The sequence below is a fragment of the Mycolicibacterium agri genome (genome assembly GCF_002553505.1).
GTDB classification, from domain to species: domain Bacteria; phylum Actinomycetota; class Actinomycetes; order Mycobacteriales; family Mycobacteriaceae; genus Mycobacterium; species Mycobacterium agri.
Map to the genome: position 1 here is coordinate 36,677 of NZ_PDCP01000039.1, position 22,598 is coordinate 59,274.

Here is a 22,598-nt window from a genome sequence, read left to right on the forward strand (position 1 = left end):
CCACCTGCCAAAATGGCGTCGGTCCACCGACGCTATCCGCAGCTGGTGTCGGCGGCGTTGGTGACCGTCAGATCCTCCGGCAGCTGGGTCGGGCTGCTGTGGCTGCCGTGCATCACCTCCACCTGGACCGGCGAGCCGCTCGGCTTGGGCGCGCCGACGGAGGAGAAGTCGGAGCCGAGCACCACCTGGACGGTGTCACCCTTGCCGTTGACCCGCTCGATCGTCGGCTCGGGGAACGCCGAGGCCACCGTGGCGGCAGCCTGCTCGTTGCCCGGCGAGAAGAACACGGTCGTCTGCTCCAGCGGCCCCGGGTAGTCGTCGGGTGTCTCCACGTTGAAGCCGTGCTGCTGCAATTCGCTTGCCGCAGCGGAGGCGAGCCCGTCCTGCCCGGTGGAATTCGACACCTGGACGGTCACCAACGCCGGGTCGGTCGTGACCGCGTCGACGATCTCGCTGCTCTCCTCGGGCTGCGCAGATTCCGGTGCGGCCGGCGCCTCGCTCGTCGGCGACTCCGGCGTCTGGCTGGCCATCGACTCCGGCGTACCCGGCACCGGGGTGTCGTCGGGGTTCTTCTCCTCCGGCAAAGGGTCGTCGTTGATGATCGCGTCGAAGATGGCGCGGGTGTCTTCCTCCCGCAGGTGCTCGTTGCCCCACTCGTCCATGTAGCCCGTCGTCGGGACGGTCAAGAACGTGATGCGGCCCGCGTTGACGTTCTGCAACGACTGGCCGAGTTGCACCAGGTCCTTGGTGCCGATGTTGTCGACGTAGCTGTCGTTGATGAACTGGTTGACGACGTTGTTGAGCTTGTTGAGCGAGAAGAAGACCTCTTTGGAGATCAGCGAGCGCAACAGCGACGACAGGAACAGCTGCTGGCGCTTGATGCGGCCGTAGTCGCCGTTGGTCTCGGTGGTCACCTGCCGGGCGCGCACATAGTTCAGCGCGGTGTGCCCGTCGACGATCTGGCGCCCCGCGTTGGGCAGCACCGTGCCCAGCTCGTAGTCCTCCAGCGGGGTGGTGCTGCACACCTCGACGCCGCCGAGCGCGTCGACCATCTTGGAGAACCCCGCGAAATCGACGGCCATGAAGCGGTTGATGGACAGGCCGGACAGCTTCTGGATGACCTTCACCAGGCACTTGGGGCCGCCGAAGGCGAACGCCGAATTCAGCTTGGTCTCGGTGTACACCTCGTCGGGGCCGTAGGTTCCGGACTGCTCGTCATAGAGCGGGCCGTACTCGCCGGTCTCGGGATTCCAGGCCTCGCACTTCATCGGTTCGATGGCCAGGTCACGCGGAAACGACACGGCCACAACACGTTCCCGGTTCGCGGGGATGTTCACCAGCATGACGGTGTCGGAGCGGGCGCCGCCCGCGTCCTCGGTGTCGCCGGCGCCCATCTCGGCGTTCTCGCCGAAGCGGCTGTCGATCCCGACGATCAGGAAGTTCTCGTCGCCGTACTGCGCATTGGGGTCGACGATGTCTCGCGAGTCGGGATCCAGTGCGGAGACCCGGTTGAGCATGTTGTTCTTGGCCGACTGCCACTGCCAGGCCCCGCCGGTCATCACGAGCGCCAGCACCGCGAGCGCCGCGGCCAGCGACCGGCCGGCCATCACGGCCCGCCGGGTCGACTTGCGCTTCTTCGGCGCCTCGACCGGCTCGTCGGATGGCTCGCCCACCCGCTGCGGGCCGACGCGTTCATCCCGGGCTTGCCGCAGCTCCTCCAGATCGGGGAGCTCGTCGGCGTAGGAGACCGCGGGGATGACCTCGGTGTCGGGATCCGCCATGTAGGGCACGCGGGGCGCGTCGTCGTCGGACTGCGGCTTGGGGGGTCGCAGTAGCCGCGGCTGGCGTGGTGGCTTCTGTTGCCTGGGCGACGGCGCAGGGCGGGGTTGCTCGGGCGCCGGCGCGGGCCTGCGAGGCTCTGATGGCTCCGGAGCTTCCGGTGGTTCCGGCTGTTCCGATGATTCCGGTTCGGCGGTGGCGTGCCTGCCGGGCAGGTCGGTGGGCGTCGAACCGGTGATCTTTGCGATCAGGTCGGCCACCGTCACACCCGCGGTGTGGTTGCCGGTGGGCGGTGGGGTGTCCTGTTCCTCGGGCTTGTCGGGATCGTTGGCAGGGGGCTCGGCGGCCGCCCCACGCTCCCACGGCGCGGCGGCTCGCGGGGGCCGCGGGGATCGGGTAAGCCACTGATTGGCGTCGTTTACGTCAGACGCGCGCGGGCGACGAGGAGTGGCGTTATCGCCGTCACTCATGTCCCTCTCTGCCTCCGACCCTACGAGCAGCGGGCACGCAAATGCGCATCAATCGCTGCGCTGCCAAAACCCTGGTTTACAGCGGCAATATCCATCGGCCCCACGGCTGAGGCCGAATGCGACAAGATCCATATCGTACTGAGAGAACCTGAGAGACGTAATCTCGAGACGGTCTCGGTTTATCCACCGGAATGCATCACGTCGGCCCCGACGGGCACGGTGCAATCGTCCGGGTCGGCCAGCCATCCCTCCGGCAGCGCCACCGAGGCGGGCGAGCCCTGGCGGCCGCGTGGTCCGGCCGCTTCGGGCGGGAACGGCACGTCCGGATCCAGCTTGTCGAGCAGCACGTCGAGCTCATCGCGGGTTTTGACGAGCGCAAGCGCGCGGCGAAGCTCGGCACCCGCCGGAAAACCGTGCAGATACCAGGCGATGTGCTTGCGGATGTCGCGCATGCCCTTGTCCTCGCCGAAGTGGGCCGACAGCAGCTCGCCATGTCTGCGGATGATCGCGGCCACCTCGCCGAGTGTGGGCGGTGTCACACTGTGGCGGCCCGCGAACGCGTCGGACAGCTCGGCGAACAGCCACGGCCTGCCGAGGCAGCCACGGCCGATCACGACGCCGTCGCAGCCCGTCGCCGCCATCATCGCCAGTGCGTCGTCGGCCTCGAAGATGTCGCCGTTGCCGAGCACCGGAATGCTGGTGACATGCGCCTTGAGCGCGGCGATCTGGTCCCAGTCGGCGGCACCGGAATAGCGTTGCGCCGCGGTGCGGGCGTGCAGCGCGACGGCGGCCGCACCCTCTTCCGCAGCGATGCGGCCCGCGTCCAGATGGGTGTGGTGCTCGTCGTCGATGCCGATGCGGAACTTGACCGTGACGGGGATGTTCGAGCCCTCCGTCGCGCGCACAGCAGCGGCCACGATCTGGCCGAAGAGCTTGCGCTTGAACGGCAACGCGGCGCCTCCGCCTCGGCGCGTCACCTTCGGCACGGGGCAGCCGAAGTTCATGTCGATGTGGTCGGCCAGGCCCTCGTCGGCGATCATCTTGGCCGCGGCGTAGGTGTTGTCAGGATCGACGGCGTACAGCTGCAGCGAGCGCGGTGACTCGTCGGGCCCGAACGTCGTCATGTGCATGGTGGCGGGGTGGCGCTCGACGAGCGCGCGGGCCGTCACCATCTCACAGACGTACAACCCGCTGACCGTTCCGGCCCGGGCTTGTTCGAGTTCGCGGCACAGCGTGCGGAACGCGACGTTGGTGACCCCGGCCATGGGGGCCAGCACGACCGGACTGGCCAGGGTGATGGGTCCGATCCGCAACTGCGCGCGGGATCCGGTCAGGACGGCGATGTCGCCAGAACCCTCTTCGCAGTCAGCTTTTCGGCCTTCTTCGCCTCACGCTCGAGGCGCTTCTGCTTGGCGACCTCGAACTTGTCGCAGGCCTGCTCGAGCTCCTCGACCAGCTTGCCGAGGTCGTCGCGCATCCGCGCGGCCTCGCCCGTGAAGTCCTCGCGCTCGAAGATGCGCCACTTCTTCAGCACCGGCATCACCACGTCGTCGAGGTGGATGCGCGGGTCGTACACGCCGCCGACGGCGATGATCACGGCCTTGCGCCGGAACTCCGGCACCGTGAAGCCGGGCATTTTGAAGTTGCGCAGCACGCGGTGCAGCGAGTGCATCGCCTGGTCCGGCGCGATCTCGAAGCCGGCCTCCGAGACGTCGCGGTAGAAGATCATGTGCAGGTTCTCGTCGGCCGAGACCCGCGCCAGCAGCTGGTCGGCAATGGTCTCGTTGCATGCCTTACCGGTGTTGCGGTGCGACACGCGAGTCGCGAGCTCCTGGAACGTCACGTAGATGACGGAGTCGAACAGGCTCTCGGCGAACAGATCGCCCTGGTGATTCTGGCCCGGGCTGAAGCCGCGGGTCACCTGCTCGAGGCGGAGTTCCTCCAGCTGGACGGGGTCCACCGCACGGGTTACGACGAGATAGTCGCGCAGCGCGATGCCGTGCCGGTTCTCTTCGGCGGTCCACCGATTCACCCATTGGCCCCAGGCGCCGTCCATGCCGAAGTTCATCGCGATCTCGCGGTGATACGCCGGCAGGTTGTCCTCGGTCAGCAGGTTCTGCACCATCGCGACCTGGGCCACCTCGGACAGCTGCGACTGCTCGGGATCCCAGTCCTGGCCGCCCAGCGCGTAGAAGTTCTTGCCGTCCGACCAGGGGATGTAGTCGTGCGGATTCCAATCCTTCCGCATCGACAGGTGACGGTTCAGGTACTTCTCAACGACTGGCTCGAGCTCATGCAGCAGGTGCAGGTCGGTCAGGTTCTCGTGCATCAGCTTCCGTTCTTATGTCGGTGCGGGGGACCCATCATCCATTTATCTGTACCTCTGGGTTGCACTCAATATATCTGTGTATCCCGGTGACATCAAGTTCGCCTCGCCGGGTCCGCAGCGACGGAATGGTCACGATTTCGCCGCCTCTTCGCTGGTCGGACATCGTCGTACTGCTCGCGGGCCGCGCCTCTCGGCGGTACAGTTTCCGCAGGCAACGAACCGTGCCTAAACTCCTCGCAACCGTAAACCTCAGACATAGGTGGGCATGTGAAGAAGATGATCGTTTCGGCCAGCACCGTCGGCGCCGCCGGGGTTGCCATCGGGGCGCTCGGACTGTTTGGCGCGGGCATCGCGTCCGCGGCACCCGATGTGGTGGGAATGACGTACGGAGACGCAGTCTCGGAGATTGAGGACGGAGGCGGCACGGCCAAGATCGCAGTGACCGTCGGCGACCGCCAGGACGCGATGGGTGATTGTCTGGTCACCAACGCCACCGACGCTCCGTTCGTGCGCGACAGCGAAGGCGAGTTCGGCCACGCCGACAGCGAAGTGCTGCTCACACTGAACTGCAACCGCGGCGCCGCGACGGCCACCACGCCGGGCGCATCCTTGGGCAGCCCCGCAGGCCGGGATTTCCAGGCCAAGGCTGAGGCGGCAGCCGAGGCTGCACAGAACGAGCAGGACGAACTGACTCAGGCGGGCGAACTGCCCGGTGACACTGAGCCCGAAATTCCGACCGGCTAGTCGACTTATCCTTCGCGGCGGCGCCTATAGGCTCGAGACCCGATTGAGCAGCATGTCGACGCAGTGGTCGATGAACTCCTCGCGGGTGGCCGTGAGGCGGCCGTCCAAATAGGCGATGAACAGCGCGGTCAGGGCGCCGAGCAGGCCCGTGGCCGCCATCGCCTGTGCGGCGGGGTCGGCGATCTCGGTGATCCGGGTGACCTTGCGCTGCAGCAGTTCGATGAATATCGGCATCCAGCTGGCGCCCGAGCGGGTCAGCACCGGCTCGACCGTGGGCGTGAGTAGAAGCACGCGCCCGCGGGTCGGGTCGTCGACCATCAGGGCGACGAAGCGCTCCACGGCCTCGCGTGCGGTGGTGGCCGTCGACAGCGTCGACATGGCCGTGGCGCACACGTCGTCGTAGACCGCCCGGACGAATTCGTCGCGATCGGAGAAGCTTTCGTAGAAGTAGCGTTCGGTGAGGCCGGCCGCCCGGCAGACGGCGCGCACGGTCAGCGCGGGCCCGCCCTCGCCGCCGAGTAACTGCACACCCGCGGCGATCAGTTCGTCGCGGCGCAGCGCCTGGCGGTCCTGCAGGGGAACGCCCGACCAGCGCCCCCGTCGTTGACCGGAAGCCACATCACTCCTAGACTCAGTTGACAACGTACGTAGTCAGAATGCCATCTGAGCCGATCGGAAACACCCAGTGACTCAAGATACGTCCGAGGCATGCCCCGTGACCAGCACGAGCGCGTCCATGGCGGCGGGCTGCCCGGTGTCTGGCGGCGGATACGACGCCCCACCGGAACCGCTCGGGCCGGACTCGCTGACGTGGCGGCTCTTCGGCGACTGGCGCGGCGTGCTGCAGGGGGTGTGGGCCGGTTCGATGCAGAACATGCACCCGCAGTTGGGCGCCGCGGTCAAGGACCACTCGATCTTCTTCATGGAGCGCATGCCACGGCTGTTCCGGTCGTTGTATCCGATCAGCGGCGTGGTCTTCGACGGCGACCGAGCGCTCGCGACCGGCGCCGAGGTTCGCGACTACCACATCGGCATCAAGGGCGTCGACGAGCAGGGCCGCCGCTACAGCGCACTGAACCCGGACGTCTTCTACTGGGCGCACTCCACCTTCTTCATGGGCACGATCCTGACCGCCGAGCATTTCGGCGACGGGCTCACCGAAGACGAGAAGCGCCAGCTGTTCGATGAGCACATCACCTGGTACCGGATGTACGGGATGAGCATGCGGCCCGTGCCGAAGACGTGGGAGGAATTCCAGGAGTACTGGGATCACATGTGCTGCAACGTGTTAGAGAACAACTGGGCGGCGCGCGCGGTGCTCGACCTGTCCACCATGCCCAAGCATCCGTCGCTTCAGTGGATTCCCGACTGGCTATGGCGCATCCAGCTCAAGCTCGCGCAGCGGTTTTTCGTCTTCGTCACCGTCGGCCTCTACGATCCGCCGGTGCGCGAACTGATGGGCTATACGTGGTCGGCGCGCCAGGAGCGGCTGCACCACCTGTTCGGTCGGCTCGTCAACCTGACGTTCAAACTGCTGCCCAAGCGCAGGCGCATGCATCCGCGCGCCCGCAGCGGGTGGGACCGCGCGACGGGCCGCATTCCCGCGGACGCCCCGCTGGTGCACACCCCGGCGCGTAACCTGCCGCCGGTCGAGTACCGCGGCGACGGACACCACTACTGCCCGGCGGAGGCGGTGTAGCCCGTCCACATTGCGCCGTCGAAATACCTTAGCCGGCAACGGTTCCGCGGATCCGGATACCAGCCCTGCTGCACGGGCGGATAACGCCCGTAGATGCCGCGCGGATCGCCGCGCAGGCTCAACAGATGCTCGTATTCGGCGCGGGCACGCAGCCCCGCATCGCGCAGGGCGATCGCGCGCCGGCGTCGGCGGATGGCCAGTGCCAGCCAGGCGATGCCGATGACCGCGACGAGGACGTGCGCCCCGTTCAGTAGCAACCAGGCGGTGGCGGCGACGGCGCAGGCGGCCACCACGGGGTGACGCTGCCAGAACGGCCGCCGAGCTTGCTGGTAGAGCACCTTGCCGATGCTACCCACTGGTGGACGCAGCTTTGGCAGATCCGGCCCGGTGCGCTCACGGCTGCACTACATTCCGGAAACCTTCGCTGTTTAACGCTCTTCAACGCTCTCAAAAGGAGCGCACCATGGCCGCTGGGGATCGCGTCCTGGTGACCGGCGCCTACGGCTTGGTCGGCAGGCCCGTGGTGGCTCGGCTCGTCGCCGACGGCTTCCAGGTAGTCGCGACCGCACACCGAGCCATCAAACCGGCGTTGCCCGCCGAGGCCGACGTGCGCCCAGTCGATCTCACCGATCCGGATCAGATCGCCGCGTTGATCGCCGACGTGTCGCCGTCGGCGATCGTCCATCTGGCGGCGTGCATCCCGCCGATGTGTTACGCCAACCGGACGCTGGCCAGAGCCGTGAACGTCGAAGCCACCGCGGCCCTGGTTCGTGAAGCGTCGGCGATGCCGTCGCCGCCGCGGTTCGTGCACGCCTCGAGCATGGCCGTTTACGGCAGGCGCAACCCGCACCGCTTCACCGACTTGTTGACCCCAGATACCCCTCCAACGGCGTCGGATCTGTATGGCTGCCACAAGCTCGAGGTCGAAAACGCCGTTCGCAATTCGCCTTTGGAATGGTCGATTCTGCGGCTCGGTGGGGTCATCACACTTCAGCCGTTGGTCGACTACGGCGACTTCGACTCGTTGTACTTCGGCGCGTCACTGCCCGAGGACAACCGCTGCCACACTGTGGACGCGCGCGACGTCGCCGCCGCGTTTTCGGCGGCGATCACCACGCACTGCGTGCGTGAGATCTTCATGATCGCCGGCGACGACTCGCACAAGCGGTTGCAGGGGGAGATTGCGGCCGCCACCAACGAGGCCATGGGGCTGTCCGCGCTGACCGTACCCGGCCGCCCGGGTGATCCCGACGACGACAAGGCCTGGTACCCGCTGGCTTGGCTGGATACCGCGCGCTCTGAGCAGGTGTTGGCGTTTCAGCGGTACTCCTGGGAGGAGTCCTTCGACGAGATCCGAGCCGGCGCCGACCGGAAGCTGCGTCGGCTGCAGATGATCGCGCCGCTGTTGGCCCCGGTGATGCGGCGGCGCGGCCCGTATCACCGGCAACCCGGCCGCTATGCCGACCCCTGGGGCAGGATTCGACACAGATGGGGTAATCCCGAGCCAGACGAGTAGCTGTCGCCGCCTCAGCGGGATGATGGGGGTCTGGTGGGGTAAGGAGACACGTGTGATCACGCTGGACCGGCTGGTGAACGTTCTGGGCAGTTACGGCGTCCGGCTGCGCCACTGTCCCGTGCCGCGGTCGACCGAACTGAGCAGCGTGGTGATCTACGAGGTCGCCGGGGAGCGCACCGTCGTCGGCGACGTCCTGCTGGCCATGGGCGCGCGGTCCGTGCACGAAGCGGTGCAGTGGGCGGTGTCGGCGCACGCCGTCGTTGTGCTGTTGCGGGACAACAGCGACGACACCACGTTCGCGGGAATGGCAGAGGGCGTGGCGGTGATGGTGGTCGACTCGGAGGTGCTCTGGAGCGAGGTCGCCGCCGTCGTCTACGGGTTGGTGCTCGAAGGGCGAGAAACCGAATCAGGCCGCGGGCCAACGGATTTGTTTGCATTGGCCGATAGTCTTGCTGAAATGGCCGGTGGCGCAGTCACTATCGAGGACAGCCTGTCGCGGGTACTGGCATATTCCACGAACCAGGACAACGCCGATCCGGCGCGAATGGCCACGATCATGAACCGGCAGGCGCCGGAGCACCTGCGCGAATTCTTCGCATCCCGAGGCGTTTTCGCGCACTTGGCCGCCTCCGACGAGCCGCTCTTTGTCGCTCCCGACGACGTCGTCGGAATGACCGGGCGGATGGTGGTCGCCGTACGATCGGGACGAGAACTCATGGGGTCGGTGTGGGTGGCCTGCTCGAAACCGTTGGAGGGCGAGGAGCGCAGCGCGCTCTCCGACGGTGCCCGCACGGTGGCCCTGCACCTGCTGCGGTCGCGGGCCAGCGCCGATTTGGAGCGCCAAGTCGAATCCGAACTGGTGATCGGGCTGCTGGAGGGCAGGGCCGACGCCGTCGCCTCGGCGAGCAGGCTGGGGCTTCCGCAGGGCGCACCGATGCGGGTGATCGCGGTCCGCGCTGCGGGTGGCGCCGACCGGGACGCCGCGCTGCTGTTGGCCTTCGAGCGCGCCACCACGGGGTTCGGCTGGTCGCGGCCGGGTCGCAGTGCGCTGGCAGGCAACACGCTCTACACCCTGCTTCCCGCCGAGAAGGCCGTCACGGCGCGCCGCTGGGTGACGTCGCTGCAGGCCGCGTTGCCGGAGTCGATGACCCTGGCGGCGGGGATCAGCAAAGCCGCGTCGGTCGACGACCTGGTCGCCGCGCGGCACGAAGCCGACGAATGTCTGGCGTTGCACGAGACCCGCTCGTCGGCGCCGCCACCGGTCTACGACGAGTCGTGGGACGAGATTCTGCTGCAGCGGTTGCGCACGGCGGCGACATCGGGCCGCTCGCCGGACCGGGGGCCGGTGGCGGAGTTGCGCCGCCACGACCGCGCGCACGCCACCGAGTACGTGGCGACGCTGCGGGCCTGGCTGGAAGCGATGGGCGATCTCGCCGACGCCGCCGAACAACTGGGCGTGCACGAGAACACCGTGCGGTACCGGATGCGCAAGATGAGCGAGGTCACCGACCTGCATCTCGACGATCCCCGCAAGCGGCTGGCCATGATGATCGAGCTGGCCGCCACCGACGCGGGCTGACGCATCGCAGCGCATCGAACTCTATTTCTCGTTGTCGCGGCACCACAACGGCCGTAGGGCAGGTTGTCGAATTCGGGCAACCGCGTTCGCTGACCCGGCCTCCAGCATGGAGATGTCAAACGTATCCAGTCTTTGTTGGAGGTAGCTGATGGGTGGCGAGCGCATGGATGGCGGACCGCGGTCGGCGATCGTCATCGGCGCAGGCATCGTCGGACTGTCGACGGCGTGGTTCCTGCAGGAGCGCGGCGTCGACGTCACCGTCGTCGACCGTGACGGTGTCGCGGCCGGCGCCTCCTGGGGCAACGCCGGATGGGTGGCGCCTGCGCTGACGATCCCGCTGAACTCGCCCGCCGCGCTGCGTTACGGGTTGCGCTCGCTGCTGGACTCCTCCGCGCCGCTGCACATTCCGCTGACCGCCGATGCCGGGCTGGCGTCGTTCCTGATTCAGTTCGCCGCCAACTGCAGGCCGTCGCGGTGGCGGCGGGCCGTGCGCGCCAACGTCCCGCTCAACGAGGAGTGCATCGAGGCCTTCGACGTGCTCGTCGCGAACGGGGTGGACGCGCCGGTGACCGACGGCCCGATCACCGCTCTGTTCCGCACCACCAACGATGCCGAGCATCTGCTGGCCGAGTTGCGTGAACTCGGCAACGCCGGCCAGCACGTCGACGTCACCGGCCTGTCGGGTGAGGCGCTGCGCGAACAGGTGCCGTTGGCATCGTCGGCGATCAAGGCCGGCGTCAGCGTCAACGGCCAGCGCTACATCGACCCGGGCCGTTTCGTGCACGCGCTGGGCGACGCGGTTGTCGAACGCGGCGCCACCATCGGTAAGCAGGAGGTCCGGCAAGTCGACAACTCCGATAGCGGGGTGACGGTCTATCCGTTCCACGGCGACCCGTTGACCGCCGATGCCGTCGTGATCGCGACGGGCGCCTGGTTGCCGCGGCTCGCGCCGAAGCTGCGCGTCCCGATCAAGGCGGGGCGTGGCTATTCCTTCACCGTTCCGGTGGATCGGCCGATACCGGGACCGATCTATCTTCCCGACGTGCGGGTGGCGTGTACGCCGTACAACGGCGGGCTGCGCGTTGCGGGCACCATGGAGTTCCGCGATCCGCATTACCCCGTCGTGTCGGAGCGCATCGGCGCGATCATCACCTCGACCGCGCCGCTGCTGGACGGTGTCCGTTGGGACGAGCGCACCGACGTCTGGGTCGGCCCGCGCCCGGTCACACCGGACGGCAGGCCGTTGATCGGCGAATTGTCGCGCAACATGTATGTCGCTGGGGGACACGGCATGTGGGGGTTGACGCACGGACCTGTGACGGGTCGGCTCCTGGCCGAGCAGATCACCACCGGCAAGCAGCCCGACCTGTTGCGGGAGTTCAACCCGCTGCGTCGAACCGGACGCTGACAGGACCCCGCTGCAGACCTCGCCCGACACGGGCCTACGGGTCGTCAGGGGCGGCGCATCAAGTGAGCCCGCCCCTGACGACGATTCCCTGCTATCTGGAAGACGTTCGGAAGGAACTTTGAACATGACTAGTGCACAACGCATCTGGATCTCACCGCAGGCACATGAGCGGCTCCAGCAAGAGCTGGCGACGCTGCGTGAGCTGACCGCTGCGGGCCGTTCCGAGGACGACACCGACGAGAACGCGGTGGCCGTCGAACACGCGCGGCAGAAGCGGATCCAACAGATCCACGATCTGCTGCTGAACGCTGTCGTGGGTGAGGATCCACCCGACGACGGTGTCGCCGAGCCGGGCATGGTGGTGACGGTCCGCTACGACGACTCCGACGAGACGGAGACATTCCTGTTGGGCATGCGCGGCGCCGAATATGGTGACATCGAGGTGTATTCGGTCAATTCACCGCTGGGTGCCGCAATAGTGGGGGCGCGTGTCGGCGAGCAGCGCACCTACACGTCACCCACGGGCGCGAACGTTACCGTCACCCTGCTCAAGGCCGTGCCCTACGGCGTCCACACCGCCACCTTCGAGTTGTCCGGCGCCGGCGAATAGGGGTTTTTGTAGCGCAGCGACAATGCGCCCGAGTGCTGTTGTCGCTGCGGTGGAAGCCTCACGCCCAAATGTGTTCCAGCATGGAGGTAATCGGCCATTTGGTCGGTGAGAGGAGGTTTAGCGCATGCTGGTCACACCTGAAAACGTCCTGGCCGCAGGCGGCCTCGATGATCCGCGTACCGCTTGGCCGCATGGAAACCAAACCCGCCCTGATGACGACTACCTGACTCGAATCGCGCTGCAGAGGTGGGAGTCGGAGGGCGGCGCGGTGTTTGACGACGATCTGGGGGACTTCAGGAGCGTGAGACATGAGGAGTTCGCTTAGCAACTGGGTGAGCTATCTGGCGGTGGCCGTGGGCATCGGCACGGTCGCCGCCTCACTGACGGTGACAACTACTCCGGCCGGACGCGGGCTCACGCTCGCCGCCGGCGCCTTCATCACGTTCTTCGCCTTGCTGTCGTTGCCGGTGCCTGACCGGACACCCCTGCACTGGGGGCTGGTGGTCGTGGGGCTCGCGGCGACCATCCTGCCGTGGCTCAGCACCGGCTTCACTGCTGATCTCGGGGCGGCGTGGACGGCGGGCGTGGCCGGCGCCCTGGCACTGGCGCTGGGCTGCATCGGCTGGCTCAACGGAAGGCCGCCGACGCTGTACGGCTTCAACAGGTACGCCAGCCGCGACGACAAGCCCCCTGCGGTCGAACGCTGGATCAGCAGGGCGGCGTTGGTCGTTGGCCTGCTGACCGTCGTGATCGGCACGACCGTGACGAACTCGTCGCCGGCTGGGGCGGCTGTCGCCGCCGGCCTGGGCCTGTTCATCACCGTCATCGCGCTGTGGTCGATGGAGGCGGCCGACCCGACCCTCGACTATCTGTTGATGGCCACCTTCGGTTTCGCGCTGTTCCTCGCGCCTTGGGTGGTCGGATACGCCGGTCAGCCGGACGCCGTGACGGCATGGGTCGGCGGTTTCATCACGACGGTGCTCGGCGTGACGGGCTTCCTGCGGGGCGCCAGACGCGACCGGTCCAGCACCGTGCGTGAGCATGCTCGCATGGTCTACTTGCAGCGCTACCGTCACCGTATGGCGTGACCCTGCGGTAGCCGCTCAGTCGTCGTGCTGGCCGGGCGGCTGCGGCGCGTGAAGGTCGAAGCGGACGCCGACCATGCGGATCGCGAAGCAGACCGCCGCCGCGGCCAGAGCGGCCAGCGTGCCCTGATAGCCGGCTTCGTAGGCCACTGCCGCGCACAGCGCGCCGATCAGCGCCGGGATGGCATACAGCTCGCTTGTCAGGACGGTGGGCACGCGCTGGATCATCACGTCGCGGATCGTTCCGCCGCCGACGGCGGTGACGGTGCCGACGATGACGGCCTGAAGCACACCGAAACCCATCTCCAGCGCCTTGTATGCGCCCAGCACGGCGAACACGCTCAGCCCGACGGCGTCGAGGACGGTGATCGCCATGGCGATCCGGTCCAGCCGGCGGGTGAGCACGAACGCGATCAGCCCGCCGGTGGCGGCAAGCGCGAGATAGCGCCAGTCGATGAAGGTGGCCGGCGGCAGCGCGTCGAGCAGCACGTCGCGGATCGCGCCGCCGCCCAATCCGGTGAACATGCCGAGCGTGATGACACCGAAGATGTCGAGCCGTTCGGCTCGCACCGCTGTCAGCGCGCCGTTGAGGGCGAATGCGAACGTGCCGACGAGATCGAGCACAAGCAACAGCGGCGCGTTGATTCCCATGAGGTGAGGTATATCGCTACAGGCGCGGATCGCCGACATTCTCGGCGACGCCGTCGCTGGAGAACGACGCGACGATGGCGTCGGTCGGTGAACGCCAAGCGATCCCGAGATCGGCGGTGGTGGCCGAGTCATCGGTCGGGGTGGCCGCGGTGAGCAGCATCGCCGCCTCGTAGCTGAGGCCGTCGCCGAGTGTCACGATGCCCGACAGCGCGTCGGCGAGCCGTCCAACGCCGCGGAAAATCGTCTGCGGCACCGGGATTCGGGTTATGCGCCGGCCCCTGCCGCGCTCAAGGGCGTCGATCATGTCGTCGAATGCGACGAGGACGCCGCCGCACACATAGCGTCGCGGCCCACGCCCGGGCGACATCACCGCAGCATGGACGTCGGCGACGTCACGCACATCGATCATCTGCATCCCGCCGCGCAGCCGCGGCGCGACGCCCGCCCGCACGATCGGCGCCCACCCGCGTTCGGTGACGCCCGGCTCGGTGTGGAAGGCGGGGCCGACGACGCTCGACGGGTACGTGATGACCACGGGTGCGCCCAGCCGCTGCAGTCCACGCGCGATGCGGTCGGCGTAGCCCTTGGTCTGCGCGTAGGCGCTGCGGCCCGGTGCCGTGGGCGTGTCGGGGCCGATGACGCCGTCTGGCGGCGGGAACAACGCGCTGTAACTGCTGACGAGGACGACGGGATCGAGTGCGGCTTGCACGGCGCGGGTCAGCAGCGTCTCGGTGGCGTAGGCGTTGATCTCCCACATCAGCTGGGTGCGACGGCTGTCGGTGCCCACCACGCCCGCGCCGTGCAGTACGGCGTCGCAGCCCTTGAACAGCGCGTCGATGGTGGTGGCCTCGCGGACGTCGCCGACCAAGACCTCGACGTCGCCGAGTTCGGTCAGCCGTTCCAGCACCGGCGCACCATTCGCATCTGGGGCGACGAGCAGGCGTATGCGGTGGCCTTGGGCGAGCAGAGCCCTTACACAGTGCGCGCCGACGTAGCCGGTCCCGCCGGTGACGGCGATCAGCATGGGCCCTCCCTCCCCGGATTTCGGGACCGATGGTATCGAAAGTGCGGCCGCAGGATTTGCCCGGCCCGCGCCGGAGCTACTTGGTGTTCGACGTGCTAATGAATTCATGCGTCACTCGTAAACGGCGGATGCTCCATCACCGCTTGAAATGTGAGTGATCTTGTCGGATTCGCCGTTACTATCCATTACATGAGCAAACGAATTACGGTTGCTGCAGCGGCCCAACGGGTCATGATCGCAGGCTGTTCGAGCCCTGCGTCTCCGCCGGCTGAAACCGTGACGACGGAGCGTCCGGTAGCTGTTGCGCCGTCAGCGCCGATTGCGCCCCCTTCTGCTGCTCCTGGTATCTCGCCGTCCACAGGTGCCTCCGATAGTCCCGAAAGATGAGTCGTCAAAGTTCCGACGACGGGATCGCCAAGGCTATTGGCGGTCTCATTTTCTTCGTTATCGTCCTGATTTCGGTCATTCCGAAGGAGATATGGATCGCCATCGGTGTTGCTGTCGGCGGCGCACTGCTGATCTGGTTCACGGCATGGGCGATCAACGCGTACAGCAAGCACCGCGCTGAAGTGGAGGCACGGCTGGCCGCCGAGGAGAAAGCCCGAGCCGCTGCGGCAAAACGGGAGCGAGAAGAGAAAGCTCGTCGAGAGAAGCAACAACGGATTGCCACTCTTGGCCGCGAGAACGCCGACCTTGTCGAATCGGCGCTAGCTGCAGTCCAACAAGTGAGGGCATCGGAAGCCGCCCGCACGGGATGGCTCGGCGATGTTGATTTCACCGCCGACATCCAAGAGATCACCGCGAAGTTCCAGAAAGCGCACGCTCTGCGCAAGCTCATACGGGAGCTATCCGCTCTGGATAAGCCGAGCCCCGATGACCGGAAGATTCTCGCGGAGGCTAGAACCACGGCTTCGAGCCTCGAACTTGCCGCGATCGAGCGGGTGGAACTGATTGGGAAATGCGCAACGGAGGCTCGACTCATCGACCAGTCGCTGCGCGAAGAACGCAGGGATGCACAAACTGCTGAGCAACGCGCGGAGCTGCATGCGAAGTTGAGCGCGATGCTCTATGGGATCGAGGCAACGCCGGACACGACGCCAAGGGACCTGGCCGCTGACGTAGTGATGGCGCGGGTACAGGCCTATCGGGATATCAAGGATCGGATTCAACAGGCCCGAGACATCTAGCGCGACAGTGGCCGTGGTGGGTTTCGCAGTGGTTGTGACGAGGTCTTCCGAGGAACCCCGGTTGCGCCGACAGGGCGGTCGGCGGAGCCTGCGATAGGGAAATGCGCTGATCGAAGCGGTTGTGGTGCCCCCACCAGGACTCGAACCTGGGACCTGCGGATTAAAAGTCCGTAGCTCTACCAACTGAGCTATAGGGGCGCGATGAATCAGGATACTGCCCGCGGAAGCGTAGCCCGTTTGAGGATTCGGGGCGCGGTACCCTAAGCTATCGAGGCTCCCAGCGTTAAGGCGTTGCGAGTACCCCGGAGAGATTCGGTTCTGGCCCCCTTCGTCTAGCGGCCTAGGACGCCGCCCTTTCAAGGCGGTAGCGCGGGTTCGAATCCCGTAGGGGGTACCCGCTTCGTGGTAACGCGGAGGAGGATGTGCAGCGAGGCCCTGTGGCGCAGTTGGTTAGCGCGCCGCCCTGTCACGGCGGAGGTCGCGGGTTCGAGTCCCGTCAGGGTCGCCACGGCGGCGAGGCACGTCGCGCACGCGAGCAGCATGCGACATCGGTGCCGTCGGGCCAGGTAGCTCAGTTGGTACGAGCGTCCGCCTGAAAAGCGGAAGGTCGCCGGTTCGATCCCGGCCCTGGCCACCATTCTTTACCTGCATCGACACGGGTCTTGCACTCGGTTGTCAGTTTGATTCGTCCGGTTCTTGTCCGGTCTTCGGTGTGTGAATCTCGGTCGCGTGAAGCTGATCGAGGTTCGTCGCGACTTGGTCCAACTCGTCGGAGTAGAGGTCGCTGTAGATGTTCGCGGTCACGGTCGGCGTTGAGTGGCCCATGGTCTTCTGGACATATCTGAGGTCGGCGCCGGATTTGCGGGCCAGGCTGGCGTAAGTGTGGCGGAGATCATGGATGGTCAATGGCGCCAGGTCGGTCTTTTTGAGGGCTTTGTTCCAGTGGGTGTGTCGACGCCAGTTGTTGGAGCGCAGCATCGCGCCATTGGGTGACGTGACGGCGGGCTCGTCAGGTCCCCGCCCGGTGATACGCCCCTTGAAGATGTCGACGACGACTTGGGGGAGCGGGACGGTTCGAATGCCGGCTCGGGTCTTGGGCGGCCCGATGACGATGCGGCCTTCGACCTCCGGTGCTGCCCGCCGGACATAGAGGCGACGAGCCCCGAGGTCGACGTCTTTGACGCGCAGGCCGACGAGTTCGGACCAGCGCAGGCCGGTGTAGGCGAGGACCGTCACCACGTCGCCTTGATCTCCGCACGCGATGGCGAGTGTCTGGACCTCCTGAGCGGTCAGGTATCGGTGACGCTCCCGCTCGGGAATTCGGCCAGCCGAGACGCCGGTAGCAGGGTTCTGGCGGATTCGGCCGTCCTGGTGAGCGACATCGAGAATCGACCGGAGTAGTCGCAGCGTCGATACCTTCGCCCACGGGCCGACTTTGAGGCCGTCAACGAACGCCTGAACGTCGGCGCGGGTGATTTCGTCGACTGGCAGGTGGCCGAACCGCGGTTTGATACGCAGTTCCCAGTGCTGGGTGTAGCCGCTCCAAGTCTTCGGCGACACCGCTGGCTTCTTGGAGTCGGAAAACTGCGCCCAAATCCGCTGCAGCGGTGTGCGACCGAGGCGGGGATCGAACCGACGCGCACCGAGGGCGGCTTCGTTGTCGCGTTCGGATTTGAACGCCTTGGCCTCGCGCAGAGTCGGGAACGTGGCGGACGTTTCGACCCAGCCGGATGGGACTTCGGGGTCGCGAATCAGGTAGCGGACTTGGTAGCGGGACTCCCCAGCGGTGTTGAGGCGCTTCCGGATTCCGCGCGGGGTGTTGCCAGCCATTACCGACGCACCTGCTTAAGCCAGGACCGAACTTCTGCGCAATCCCAGCGGCGCACCCGCTCCGACAGGGTGTAGCAGGGCGGTCCGATCTGCTTGCCAGTCGTTTCGCGGATCGCCGCCCAGCGGTTGAGCGTTGCGGCGGATACCCCGAGCAGTACTGACACCTGATCGGCGGTCAGTAGCTCAGGAAAGCTGCCCGCGGCGACGAGCGTTTCCCGAATGCCATGAGTGACCATCGCTTCACCTCGCCGCACGGATGGAGTCGAACCAGGCCCGGGTGCGCTGCAATCCGGCATCAATGTCAGATGGACCGCAAGTAATACCCCAGACGTCATATGCCCACCGTTCCAATGCGGAATCCGTTGTCTCGCCGCATCGCTGGAGTTCGTTCTCGTCGCCCAGGACCAGAGCGGTGCCCAAGACCTCGCCGCAGGACCACCGATATCGGTAGTCGTCCCATCCGTGTGTGCGGACGAGATCGGCACGGTGGATCAAGTCTTCTGCGTGCCGCGCCAATTCGTCCGGGTTGGGTGGGTCAAAGATGGACCAGTCATCGGTCATTGCGATGCCCCGACGCCGGTGGACGAATGTCCGTATTGCTTTGCGGTGGATCGGATTTGGGTATCGCTCCAGAAGTCGGATCGCACTTTAGTCACTTGGCCGTCCTCGGCGATGACGTAGCCGGTGCCCGGTCGCCCGGGGCTGATCCGGTGTGCGGGGGCCTTGTCGGCCATCCCGTCGCCGAGGACCATGGTCACCTCGTCGCGGGAACGTAGTCGGAGCGCAATGGTCTGAGTGAAGAGCCCTCGCATCGGTAGGACTTCTTTTCGGGGGTCCTGCAGGAACGCGGCCACGACGATGCCCAGCGCACGGCCTTTGGTGAGAATCCGCGACAGCGAGGCGGCGGCTTCTTTCCGAAGGGCTGGATCGCTCATGTACGCGGTCACTCCGGCCAGCTCATCGATCAGGAGCAGCACGAGCGGGGAGCCCTTGGTTGGAGTGTGCTCACGCGTGCGACCAGCCATCGCATTGCCGCGCTTGTCCATCAACTTCTCTAGTGCGGCAAGGGTTTCCACGGCATCGGCCTCCGTAGTGGCGATCTTAGTAAACAGACGGGATCCGATCGACAACTCGATGCCGTACTTCAAATCGATTCCCACCAGGCGCACTACACCGTCGGCCACAGCGGGGCCGAGATTGCCGGCGATGCCCCAGAAGACGGAACCTTTGCCTGCACCAGAGCAGCCCACAGTTAGGGTGTGCCGACCACTCAATGGCAAACTCCAGGCTGATCCGTTTTCGCACCGCCCAAGCGCAACGTGCTTTGTCGCCACCGCTGTCGGCAGGGAAGCGTGACCTACCGTTGACAGCTGCTCTCGTATGACCAGCTCGATTCGGAGTGTTCCCGGCGAAACGACAACCGATCGCGCGGAGTGTGCGCCGGCAGCGTCGCGAATCGCCGGAACGGCGCGCTCCAAGTCTTCCACGGTCTGTCCCATCCGTGCCCGCACTGTTAGGCGCAGGGTGGTGTGAGATACGTCTGTTCCCAGTAGCTTTGGATGAAACCAGCGGGTGGAGGTGACCTGCTGGCCTTCTTTGTTGCAGCGAGTGACCTGTTCGGAGGCGGATAGACCGCACCGTTTGCAGAGCCTGCGCCAGGAGACGTAAGCCCACATTCGCCAGCGCAGAAGTCGGGCCGGTGCCGCGAACCGTTCCTCGTACGTCTCTGGAGAGCGCAGTCGCCAGGAGATGAGGGCAACGCCGATGACTCCCACGCTGATCGCCACGCACAGGCCGAGAGTGGCGAGGAAATTCAAGACATGATCGAGCCGGAACGGGGTGTCGAGATCGAGCGGTGCGTACGGATCGGGATTCATGCCGATTCCCGGGTGGTCGTTGCGCCGGCGGATGGCTTGCCTTGGGCCCTCATATCGGAGGCACGAAACGACCAGGCGATCCTGGAGAAGTCGCCCGACTTCTCGATGTACGGCAGCGCCATGAGCCCGTCGAAAACCACTGGGGTGAAGGGTGTTCCGCTGGAATTTGCGGGTGCCGACGGCTGCGTTGGCGCGGCAAACTTGATCGTCACCGTTCGGCTGCGCTTCGGCGCGGCAGGATCACCGTCAAGGACTTCGACCTGCCACATCGGCAATCCAGTGTCGCGATCTCTCGCCTGCACACGGTTCTCGCCGGAGGATTTGTCGAAGTCGATCATTGGCGTCACCTCCGATACGAGGAACGCGCCGAGGGAGAACACCTGGTCGTGGCTGATTTGGAGCCATTTAGGGATGGCCATGTTTCGCTCCTTCTGTGCATGTTTCGGGCCGTCACCGAGCTGGTGACGTATGCAATGACTAGGCAAAGACTAGTCATAAACTAGACAATAGCAGCCGGAGTGGCTAGGTGCACGCACGTCCGCAGATAAGGGGAATAACGCCCCAGTGTCCAGTGAAACTGCCTCGGGGATGGCTGTGAGCAGCGGGAATGCACTTCCGCCAAAATGCGAGGCGAGGCGTCTTGGATGCTGAGATCAGAGCGGCGGTAGTATGTAGCACGGTCTAGCTTTTGACTAGCCCAGTGCTGGTCCGAGGAGGGCTTATGTTGCAGTTCGGTCAGATTGACCGCCAGAAGGATGCGGCTCCGTACGAACAGATCGCGCAGATGTTGCGACATGCGATTACGTCGCGCCAACTGGCGCCTGGTGAGCGACTGCCTACAGAGACGAAACTCGCTGAACAATTTGGCGTCGCGAGGATGACGGTCAGGCGAGCAGTGCAGGAACTTCGCGATGAGGGCCTTCTAGTGCCGGCCTCGGGCCGTGGACTCGCTGTCAGGTCGGTGCCTTCGATCAGAGAACCGTGGCCTCAGGAGCCTGGTTACCCAACCGAAGTGACAGTGCCAAATTTCAATCTCTGGGGAGATGTCGCACCGCTGATCGCCCAGGCCGAGAATATCCGTACGCGGATGTATGTCTTGTCCGGTGATCTCCACACCGAAGTTGGATGGCAGGCGGGTGAACCGCTTGTCGTGGCCACGCTCCTCCGAACTCTTGCCGGTATCGGATTGGCAGAAGCCGACGTGCTAGGTGCTTTAGCGACGCGCCTCCACTTGCGTATCCCCGATCTCGATCAGGCTAACGAGCTCGTTAGCGCAGTGCAGGGTGCGGGGCAAGCGTTTGCAGAGGCTTGCGGTGCTGCGCAATCTGCGGCGGACGCAATACGGCGCTACGTGGCGGCAAATTCAGACTTGTCGACTGCGAAAACACGTGAACCGTCGTCGCCCGTCGATGACTAGCGTAACCAGCGGTGAGGAGGAGTCGAAGTCTTCGCCTACGACTCGCGTGCAACGACGGTGTCATACAGTCCGAAGTGACTAAGCCCTTCGTGGCTGTCGATTCCGGTGTACAAAAGCGACGCATCCTCGTACCGGCGGAACGCGAACACGGCCTGGTTCATATGCGTGCAATATGCGTGCAGTTGAAGACATTGAGGGACACCACCATGGCTCGAAGCTATTGCGGTGGACCGACAACAAATCGCAATCCGACACATGGCCCAATCGTCGGGTCCTATCCGCTTTCGGCGAGCGTGTCGACGATCTTCATCGTTTCCACCGCAACGGTCGTGACCTTGGCGATGAGATCGACGATGTAACGCGGATCGTCGTGTTCATCGCACCAGTCGTTCGGGTCGTTGACAATGCCGGACGCCTTGTCGGTTTTGACCTGGTAGCGGTCGATGATCCAGGCCAGCGCGGAACGGGAGCCGAGCGCGTATCGGTTGGCGGCCTCGGGGATGTTGGTGAATCGCCCTGGAAATGCTGGAGGCTCCTGACCTTGGAAACGAGGATGCAGGTATGCCGAAGGAACAGTCGCCTGGGAAGCCCACGACGCGCCGTTACAGCTCGGAGGAGAAGGCTGCTGCGGTGCGGATGGTCCGCACGCTGCGCAAAGAGCTGGGCACCGAGCAGGGCACGGTAGCGCGGGTGGCCCGTCAGCTCGGCTACGGCGTGGAGTCGGTGCGCTCCTGGGTACGCCAGGCAGACATCGACGACGGTCACGCCCCGGGTGTGACGACCGCGGAGTCAGCGAAGGTCAAAGAGCTCGAGCAAGAGATCCGAGAACTGAAGCGGGCCAACGAGATTCTGAAACGAGCGGCGAGTTTCTTCGGGGCGGAGCTCGACCGCCAACACAAGAAATAGTCGATTTCATCGACGCCAACCGCGAGGAGTTCGGGGTCGAGCCCATCTGCACGGTCCTGCGCAGCGCAGGCCTGCAGGTGGCCCCGAGCACCTACTACGACGCCAAAACCCGCCCGCTGTCTGCGCGGGCGCAGCGCGACGCGGTCCTGGGGCCCGCGTTGCGTCAGCTCTGGGAGGACAATTACTGCGTCTATGGGGCCCGCAAGCTGTGGAAGACCGCCCGCCGTGCCGGTCACGACGTCGGCCGCGATCAGGTGGCTCGGCTGATGCGGGCCGCCGGTATCCAGGGGGTGCGCCGGGGCAAACGTGTCCGCACCACCAAACCCGACCCGGCGGCGGCCCGTCACCCGGATCTGGTGAAGCGCAAGTTCACCGCGACCGCACCGAACCAGCTCTGGGTGACCGACCTGACGTTCGTGCCGACCTGGGCCGGAGTGGCTTACGTGTGCTTCATCGTCGATGCCTACTCGCGGATGATCGTCGGCTG

The 22,598-nt window shown here is 65.8% G+C and carries 20 protein-coding genes, 4 tRNA genes, 2 pseudogenes and 1 other annotated feature; of the genes and pseudogenes, 13 read left to right on the forward strand and 13 right to left on the reverse strand.

Annotation, left to right across the window (positions count from 1 at the left end):
- Positions 1-32 precede the first annotated feature (32 nt).
- From CQY20_RS20465 to CQY20_RS20475, 3 genes are all read right to left on the reverse strand, one after another.
- Positions 33-2,249: an LCP family glycopolymer transferase gene (locus tag CQY20_RS20465; RefSeq protein ID WP_097941912.1), complete on the reverse strand. Its 2,217-nt coding sequence runs from the start codon at positions 2,247-2,249 to the stop codon at positions 33-35.
- 179 nt (positions 2,250-2,428) lie between these two features.
- Positions 2,429-3,562, reverse strand: a complete 1,134-nt coding sequence (gene dusB, locus CQY20_RS20470; protein WP_097941913.1) for a tRNA dihydrouridine synthase DusB — start codon at positions 3,560-3,562, stop codon at positions 2,429-2,431.
- Positions 3,563-3,579: 17 nt separating this feature from the next.
- Positions 3,580-4,578, reverse strand: coding sequence for an acyl-ACP desaturase (locus CQY20_RS20475; protein WP_163701190.1), 999 nt, complete (start codon positions 4,576-4,578; stop codon positions 3,580-3,582).
- A 276-nt stretch (positions 4,579-4,854) separates the two neighbouring features.
- Between CQY20_RS20475 and CQY20_RS20480 the strand changes: the two genes are divergently transcribed.
- The gene (locus CQY20_RS20480) at positions 4,855-5,322 is read left to right on the forward strand and encodes a hypothetical protein (protein ID WP_097941939.1); all 468 of its coding nucleotides are present in this window, start codon (positions 4,855-4,857) and stop codon (positions 5,320-5,322) included.
- Positions 5,323-5,346: 24 nt separating this feature from the next.
- Here CQY20_RS20480 and CQY20_RS20485 read toward each other — a convergent pair whose 3' ends face one another.
- Positions 5,347-5,940 (reverse strand): TetR/AcrR family transcriptional regulator, encoded by a 594-nt coding sequence (locus CQY20_RS20485; protein ID WP_097941915.1) that lies wholly within the window; start codon positions 5,938-5,940, stop codon positions 5,347-5,349.
- Positions 5,941-6,007: 67 nt separating this feature from the next.
- On the opposite strand from CQY20_RS20485, the gene CQY20_RS20490 reads away from it, so the two are divergent.
- The gene (locus tag CQY20_RS20490) at positions 6,008-7,021 is read left to right on the forward strand and encodes an oxygenase MpaB family protein (RefSeq protein ID WP_097941916.1); all 1,014 of its coding nucleotides are present in this window, start codon (positions 6,008-6,010) and stop codon (positions 7,019-7,021) included.
- Here CQY20_RS20490 and CQY20_RS20495 read toward each other — a convergent pair.
- A complete protein-coding gene (locus CQY20_RS20495) occupies positions 6,997-7,359 on the reverse strand; it encodes a DUF2510 domain-containing protein (RefSeq protein ID WP_097941940.1) in 363 nt (120 codons plus the stop codon). The genes CQY20_RS20490 and CQY20_RS20495 overlap by 25 nt on opposite strands.
- A gap of 125 nt (positions 7,360-7,484) precedes the next feature.
- Between CQY20_RS20495 and CQY20_RS20500 the strand changes: the two genes are divergently transcribed.
- From CQY20_RS20500 to CQY20_RS20525, 5 genes are all read left to right on the forward strand, one after another.
- Positions 7,485-8,537 carry an NAD-dependent epimerase/dehydratase family protein gene (locus tag CQY20_RS20500; RefSeq protein ID WP_097941917.1) on the forward strand — a complete coding sequence of 351 codons (1,053 nt, stop codon included), beginning with the start codon at positions 7,485-7,487 and terminating at the stop codon, positions 8,535-8,537.
- Between the two features lie 52 nt (positions 8,538-8,589).
- Complete coding sequence (locus CQY20_RS20505; RefSeq protein WP_097941941.1) at positions 8,590-10,116, forward strand: PucR family transcriptional regulator; 1,527 nt, start codon at positions 8,590-8,592, stop codon at positions 10,114-10,116.
- Between the two features lie 145 nt (positions 10,117-10,261).
- The gene (locus tag CQY20_RS20510; protein ID WP_174814768.1) at positions 10,262-11,524 is read left to right on the forward strand and encodes an NAD(P)/FAD-dependent oxidoreductase; all 1,263 of its coding nucleotides are present in this window, start codon (positions 10,262-10,264) and stop codon (positions 11,522-11,524) included.
- A gap of 124 nt (positions 11,525-11,648) precedes the next feature.
- Positions 11,649-12,134, forward strand: coding sequence for a GreA/GreB family elongation factor (locus tag CQY20_RS20515; RefSeq protein ID WP_097941919.1), 486 nt, complete (start codon positions 11,649-11,651; stop codon positions 12,132-12,134).
- Between the two features lie 308 nt (positions 12,135-12,442).
- Complete coding sequence (locus CQY20_RS20525) at positions 12,443-13,222, forward strand: SPW repeat domain-containing protein (protein WP_109789737.1); 780 nt, start codon at positions 12,443-12,445, stop codon at positions 13,220-13,222.
- Between the two features lie 15 nt (positions 13,223-13,237).
- Here CQY20_RS20525 and CQY20_RS20530 read toward each other — a convergent pair whose 3' ends face one another.
- Positions 13,238-13,870: a trimeric intracellular cation channel family protein gene (locus CQY20_RS20530; protein WP_097941922.1), complete on the reverse strand. Its 633-nt coding sequence runs from the start codon at positions 13,868-13,870 to the stop codon at positions 13,238-13,240.
- Positions 13,871-13,886: 16 nt separating this feature from the next.
- The gene (locus tag CQY20_RS20535) at positions 13,887-14,894 is read right to left on the reverse strand and encodes an NAD-dependent epimerase/dehydratase family protein (RefSeq protein WP_097941923.1); all 1,008 of its coding nucleotides are present in this window, start codon (positions 14,892-14,894) and stop codon (positions 13,887-13,889) included.
- A 383-nt stretch (positions 14,895-15,277) separates the two neighbouring features.
- Here CQY20_RS20535 and CQY20_RS20540 point away from each other — a divergent pair, with 383 nt between their 5' ends.
- Positions 15,278-16,081 (forward strand): hypothetical protein, encoded by an 804-nt coding sequence (locus tag CQY20_RS20540; RefSeq protein ID WP_097941924.1) that lies wholly within the window; start codon positions 15,278-15,280, stop codon positions 16,079-16,081.
- 122 nt (positions 16,082-16,203) lie between these two features.
- Here the strand turns inward: CQY20_RS20540 and CQY20_RS20545 are convergent.
- Positions 16,204-16,279, reverse strand: a tRNA-Lys gene (locus tag CQY20_RS20545).
- Between the two features lie 123 nt (positions 16,280-16,402).
- On the opposite strand from CQY20_RS20545, the gene CQY20_RS20550 reads away from it, so the two are divergent.
- The 3 genes from CQY20_RS20550 (at position 16,403) to CQY20_RS20560 (ending at position 16,718) form a co-directional block, all read left to right on the forward strand.
- Positions 16,403-16,475: transfer RNA gene (locus CQY20_RS20550), tRNA-Glu, on the forward strand.
- A 37-nt stretch (positions 16,476-16,512) separates the two neighbouring features.
- A tRNA-Asp gene (locus tag CQY20_RS20555) sits at positions 16,513-16,589 on the forward strand.
- A gap of 52 nt (positions 16,590-16,641) precedes the next feature.
- A tRNA-Phe gene (locus CQY20_RS20560) sits at positions 16,642-16,718 on the forward strand.
- Positions 16,719-16,756: 38 nt separating this feature from the next.
- Here the strand turns inward: CQY20_RS20560 and CQY20_RS20565 are convergent.
- From CQY20_RS20565 to CQY20_RS20585, 4 genes are all read right to left on the reverse strand, one after another.
- Positions 16,757-17,911 (reverse strand): site-specific integrase, encoded by a 1,155-nt coding sequence (locus CQY20_RS20565; RefSeq protein WP_097941925.1) that lies wholly within the window; start codon positions 17,909-17,911, stop codon positions 16,757-16,759.
- Positions 17,911-18,147, reverse strand: coding sequence for a helix-turn-helix transcriptional regulator (locus tag CQY20_RS20570; RefSeq protein ID WP_097941926.1), 237 nt, complete (start codon positions 18,145-18,147; stop codon positions 17,911-17,913). Before CQY20_RS20570 ends, CQY20_RS20565 begins: the two co-directional genes overlap by 1 nt.
- A 321-nt stretch (positions 18,148-18,468) precedes the next feature.
- On the reverse strand, positions 18,469-19,788 hold the full coding sequence (locus CQY20_RS20580) for an FtsK/SpoIIIE domain-containing protein (RefSeq protein ID WP_097941928.1): 1,320 nt from the start codon (positions 19,786-19,788) through the stop codon (positions 18,469-18,471).
- Positions 19,785-20,207: a plasmid replication, integration and excision activator gene (locus CQY20_RS20585; RefSeq protein WP_097941929.1), complete on the reverse strand. Its 423-nt coding sequence runs from the start codon at positions 20,205-20,207 to the stop codon at positions 19,785-19,787. Before CQY20_RS20585 ends, CQY20_RS20580 begins: the two co-directional genes overlap by 4 nt.
- A 302-nt stretch (positions 20,208-20,509) precedes the next feature.
- On the opposite strand from CQY20_RS20585, the gene CQY20_RS20590 reads away from it, so the two are divergent.
- Positions 20,510-21,205 carry a GntR family transcriptional regulator gene (locus tag CQY20_RS20590; RefSeq protein WP_097941930.1) on the forward strand — a complete coding sequence of 232 codons (696 nt, stop codon included), beginning with the start codon at positions 20,510-20,512 and terminating at the stop codon, positions 21,203-21,205.
- Between the two features lie 274 nt (positions 21,206-21,479).
- Here the strand turns inward: CQY20_RS20590 and CQY20_RS35970 are convergent.
- Positions 21,480-21,713: pseudogene (locus tag CQY20_RS35970) on the reverse strand (type ISP restriction/modification enzyme); the annotation flags it as partial.
- Positions 21,714-21,766: 53 nt separating this feature from the next.
- Between CQY20_RS35970 and CQY20_RS20605 the strand changes: the two are divergent.
- Positions 21,767-22,598 (forward strand): annotated as a pseudogene (locus CQY20_RS20605) (IS3 family transposase); the annotation flags it as partial.
- Positions 22,066-22,197: a sequence feature (AL1L pseudoknot), on the forward strand. Its footprint overlaps the pseudogene before it by 132 nt.

What these genes read in the sequence shown, in the direction of transcription:
- CQY20_RS20465 (WP_097941912.1), bottom strand. Translation starts at nt 2,249, where the DNA reads ATGAGTGACGGCGATAACGCCACTCCTCGTCGCCCGCGCGCGTCTGAC.
- CQY20_RS20475 (WP_163701190.1), bottom strand. Translation starts at nt 4,578, where the DNA reads ATGCACGAGAACCTGACCGACCTGCACCTGCTGCATGAGCTCGAGCCA.
- CQY20_RS20480 (WP_097941939.1), top strand. Translation starts at nt 4,855, where the DNA reads ATGATCGTTTCGGCCAGCACCGTCGGCGCCGCCGGGGTTGCCATCGGG.
- CQY20_RS20500 (WP_097941917.1), top strand. Translation starts at nt 7,485, where the DNA reads ATGGCCGCTGGGGATCGCGTCCTGGTGACCGGCGCCTACGGCTTGGTC.
- CQY20_RS20515 (WP_097941919.1), top strand. Translation starts at nt 11,649, where the DNA reads ATGACTAGTGCACAACGCATCTGGATCTCACCGCAGGCACATGAGCGG.
- CQY20_RS20525 (WP_109789737.1), top strand. Translation starts at nt 12,443, where the DNA reads ATGAGGAGTTCGCTTAGCAACTGGGTGAGCTATCTGGCGGTGGCCGTG.
- CQY20_RS20530 (WP_097941922.1), bottom strand. Translation starts at nt 13,870, where the DNA reads ATGGGAATCAACGCGCCGCTGTTGCTTGTGCTCGATCTCGTCGGCACG.
- CQY20_RS20535 (WP_097941923.1), bottom strand. Translation starts at nt 14,894, where the DNA reads ATGCTGATCGCCGTCACCGGCGGGACCGGCTACGTCGGCGCGCACTGT.
- CQY20_RS20540 (WP_097941924.1), top strand. Translation starts at nt 15,278, where the DNA reads ATGAGTCGTCAAAGTTCCGACGACGGGATCGCCAAGGCTATTGGCGGT.
- CQY20_RS20565 (WP_097941925.1), bottom strand. Translation starts at nt 17,911, where the DNA reads ATGGCTGGCAACACCCCGCGCGGAATCCGGAAGCGCCTCAACACCGCT.
- CQY20_RS20570 (WP_097941926.1), bottom strand. Translation starts at nt 18,147, where the DNA reads ATGGTCACTCATGGCATTCGGGAAACGCTCGTCGCCGCGGGCAGCTTT.
- CQY20_RS20580 (WP_097941928.1), bottom strand. Translation starts at nt 19,788, where the DNA reads ATGAATCCCGATCCGTACGCACCGCTCGATCTCGACACCCCGTTCCGG.
- CQY20_RS20585 (WP_097941929.1), bottom strand. Translation starts at nt 20,207, where the DNA reads ATGGCCATCCCTAAATGGCTCCAAATCAGCCACGACCAGGTGTTCTCC.
- CQY20_RS20590 (WP_097941930.1), top strand. Translation starts at nt 20,510, where the DNA reads ATGTTGCAGTTCGGTCAGATTGACCGCCAGAAGGATGCGGCTCCGTAC.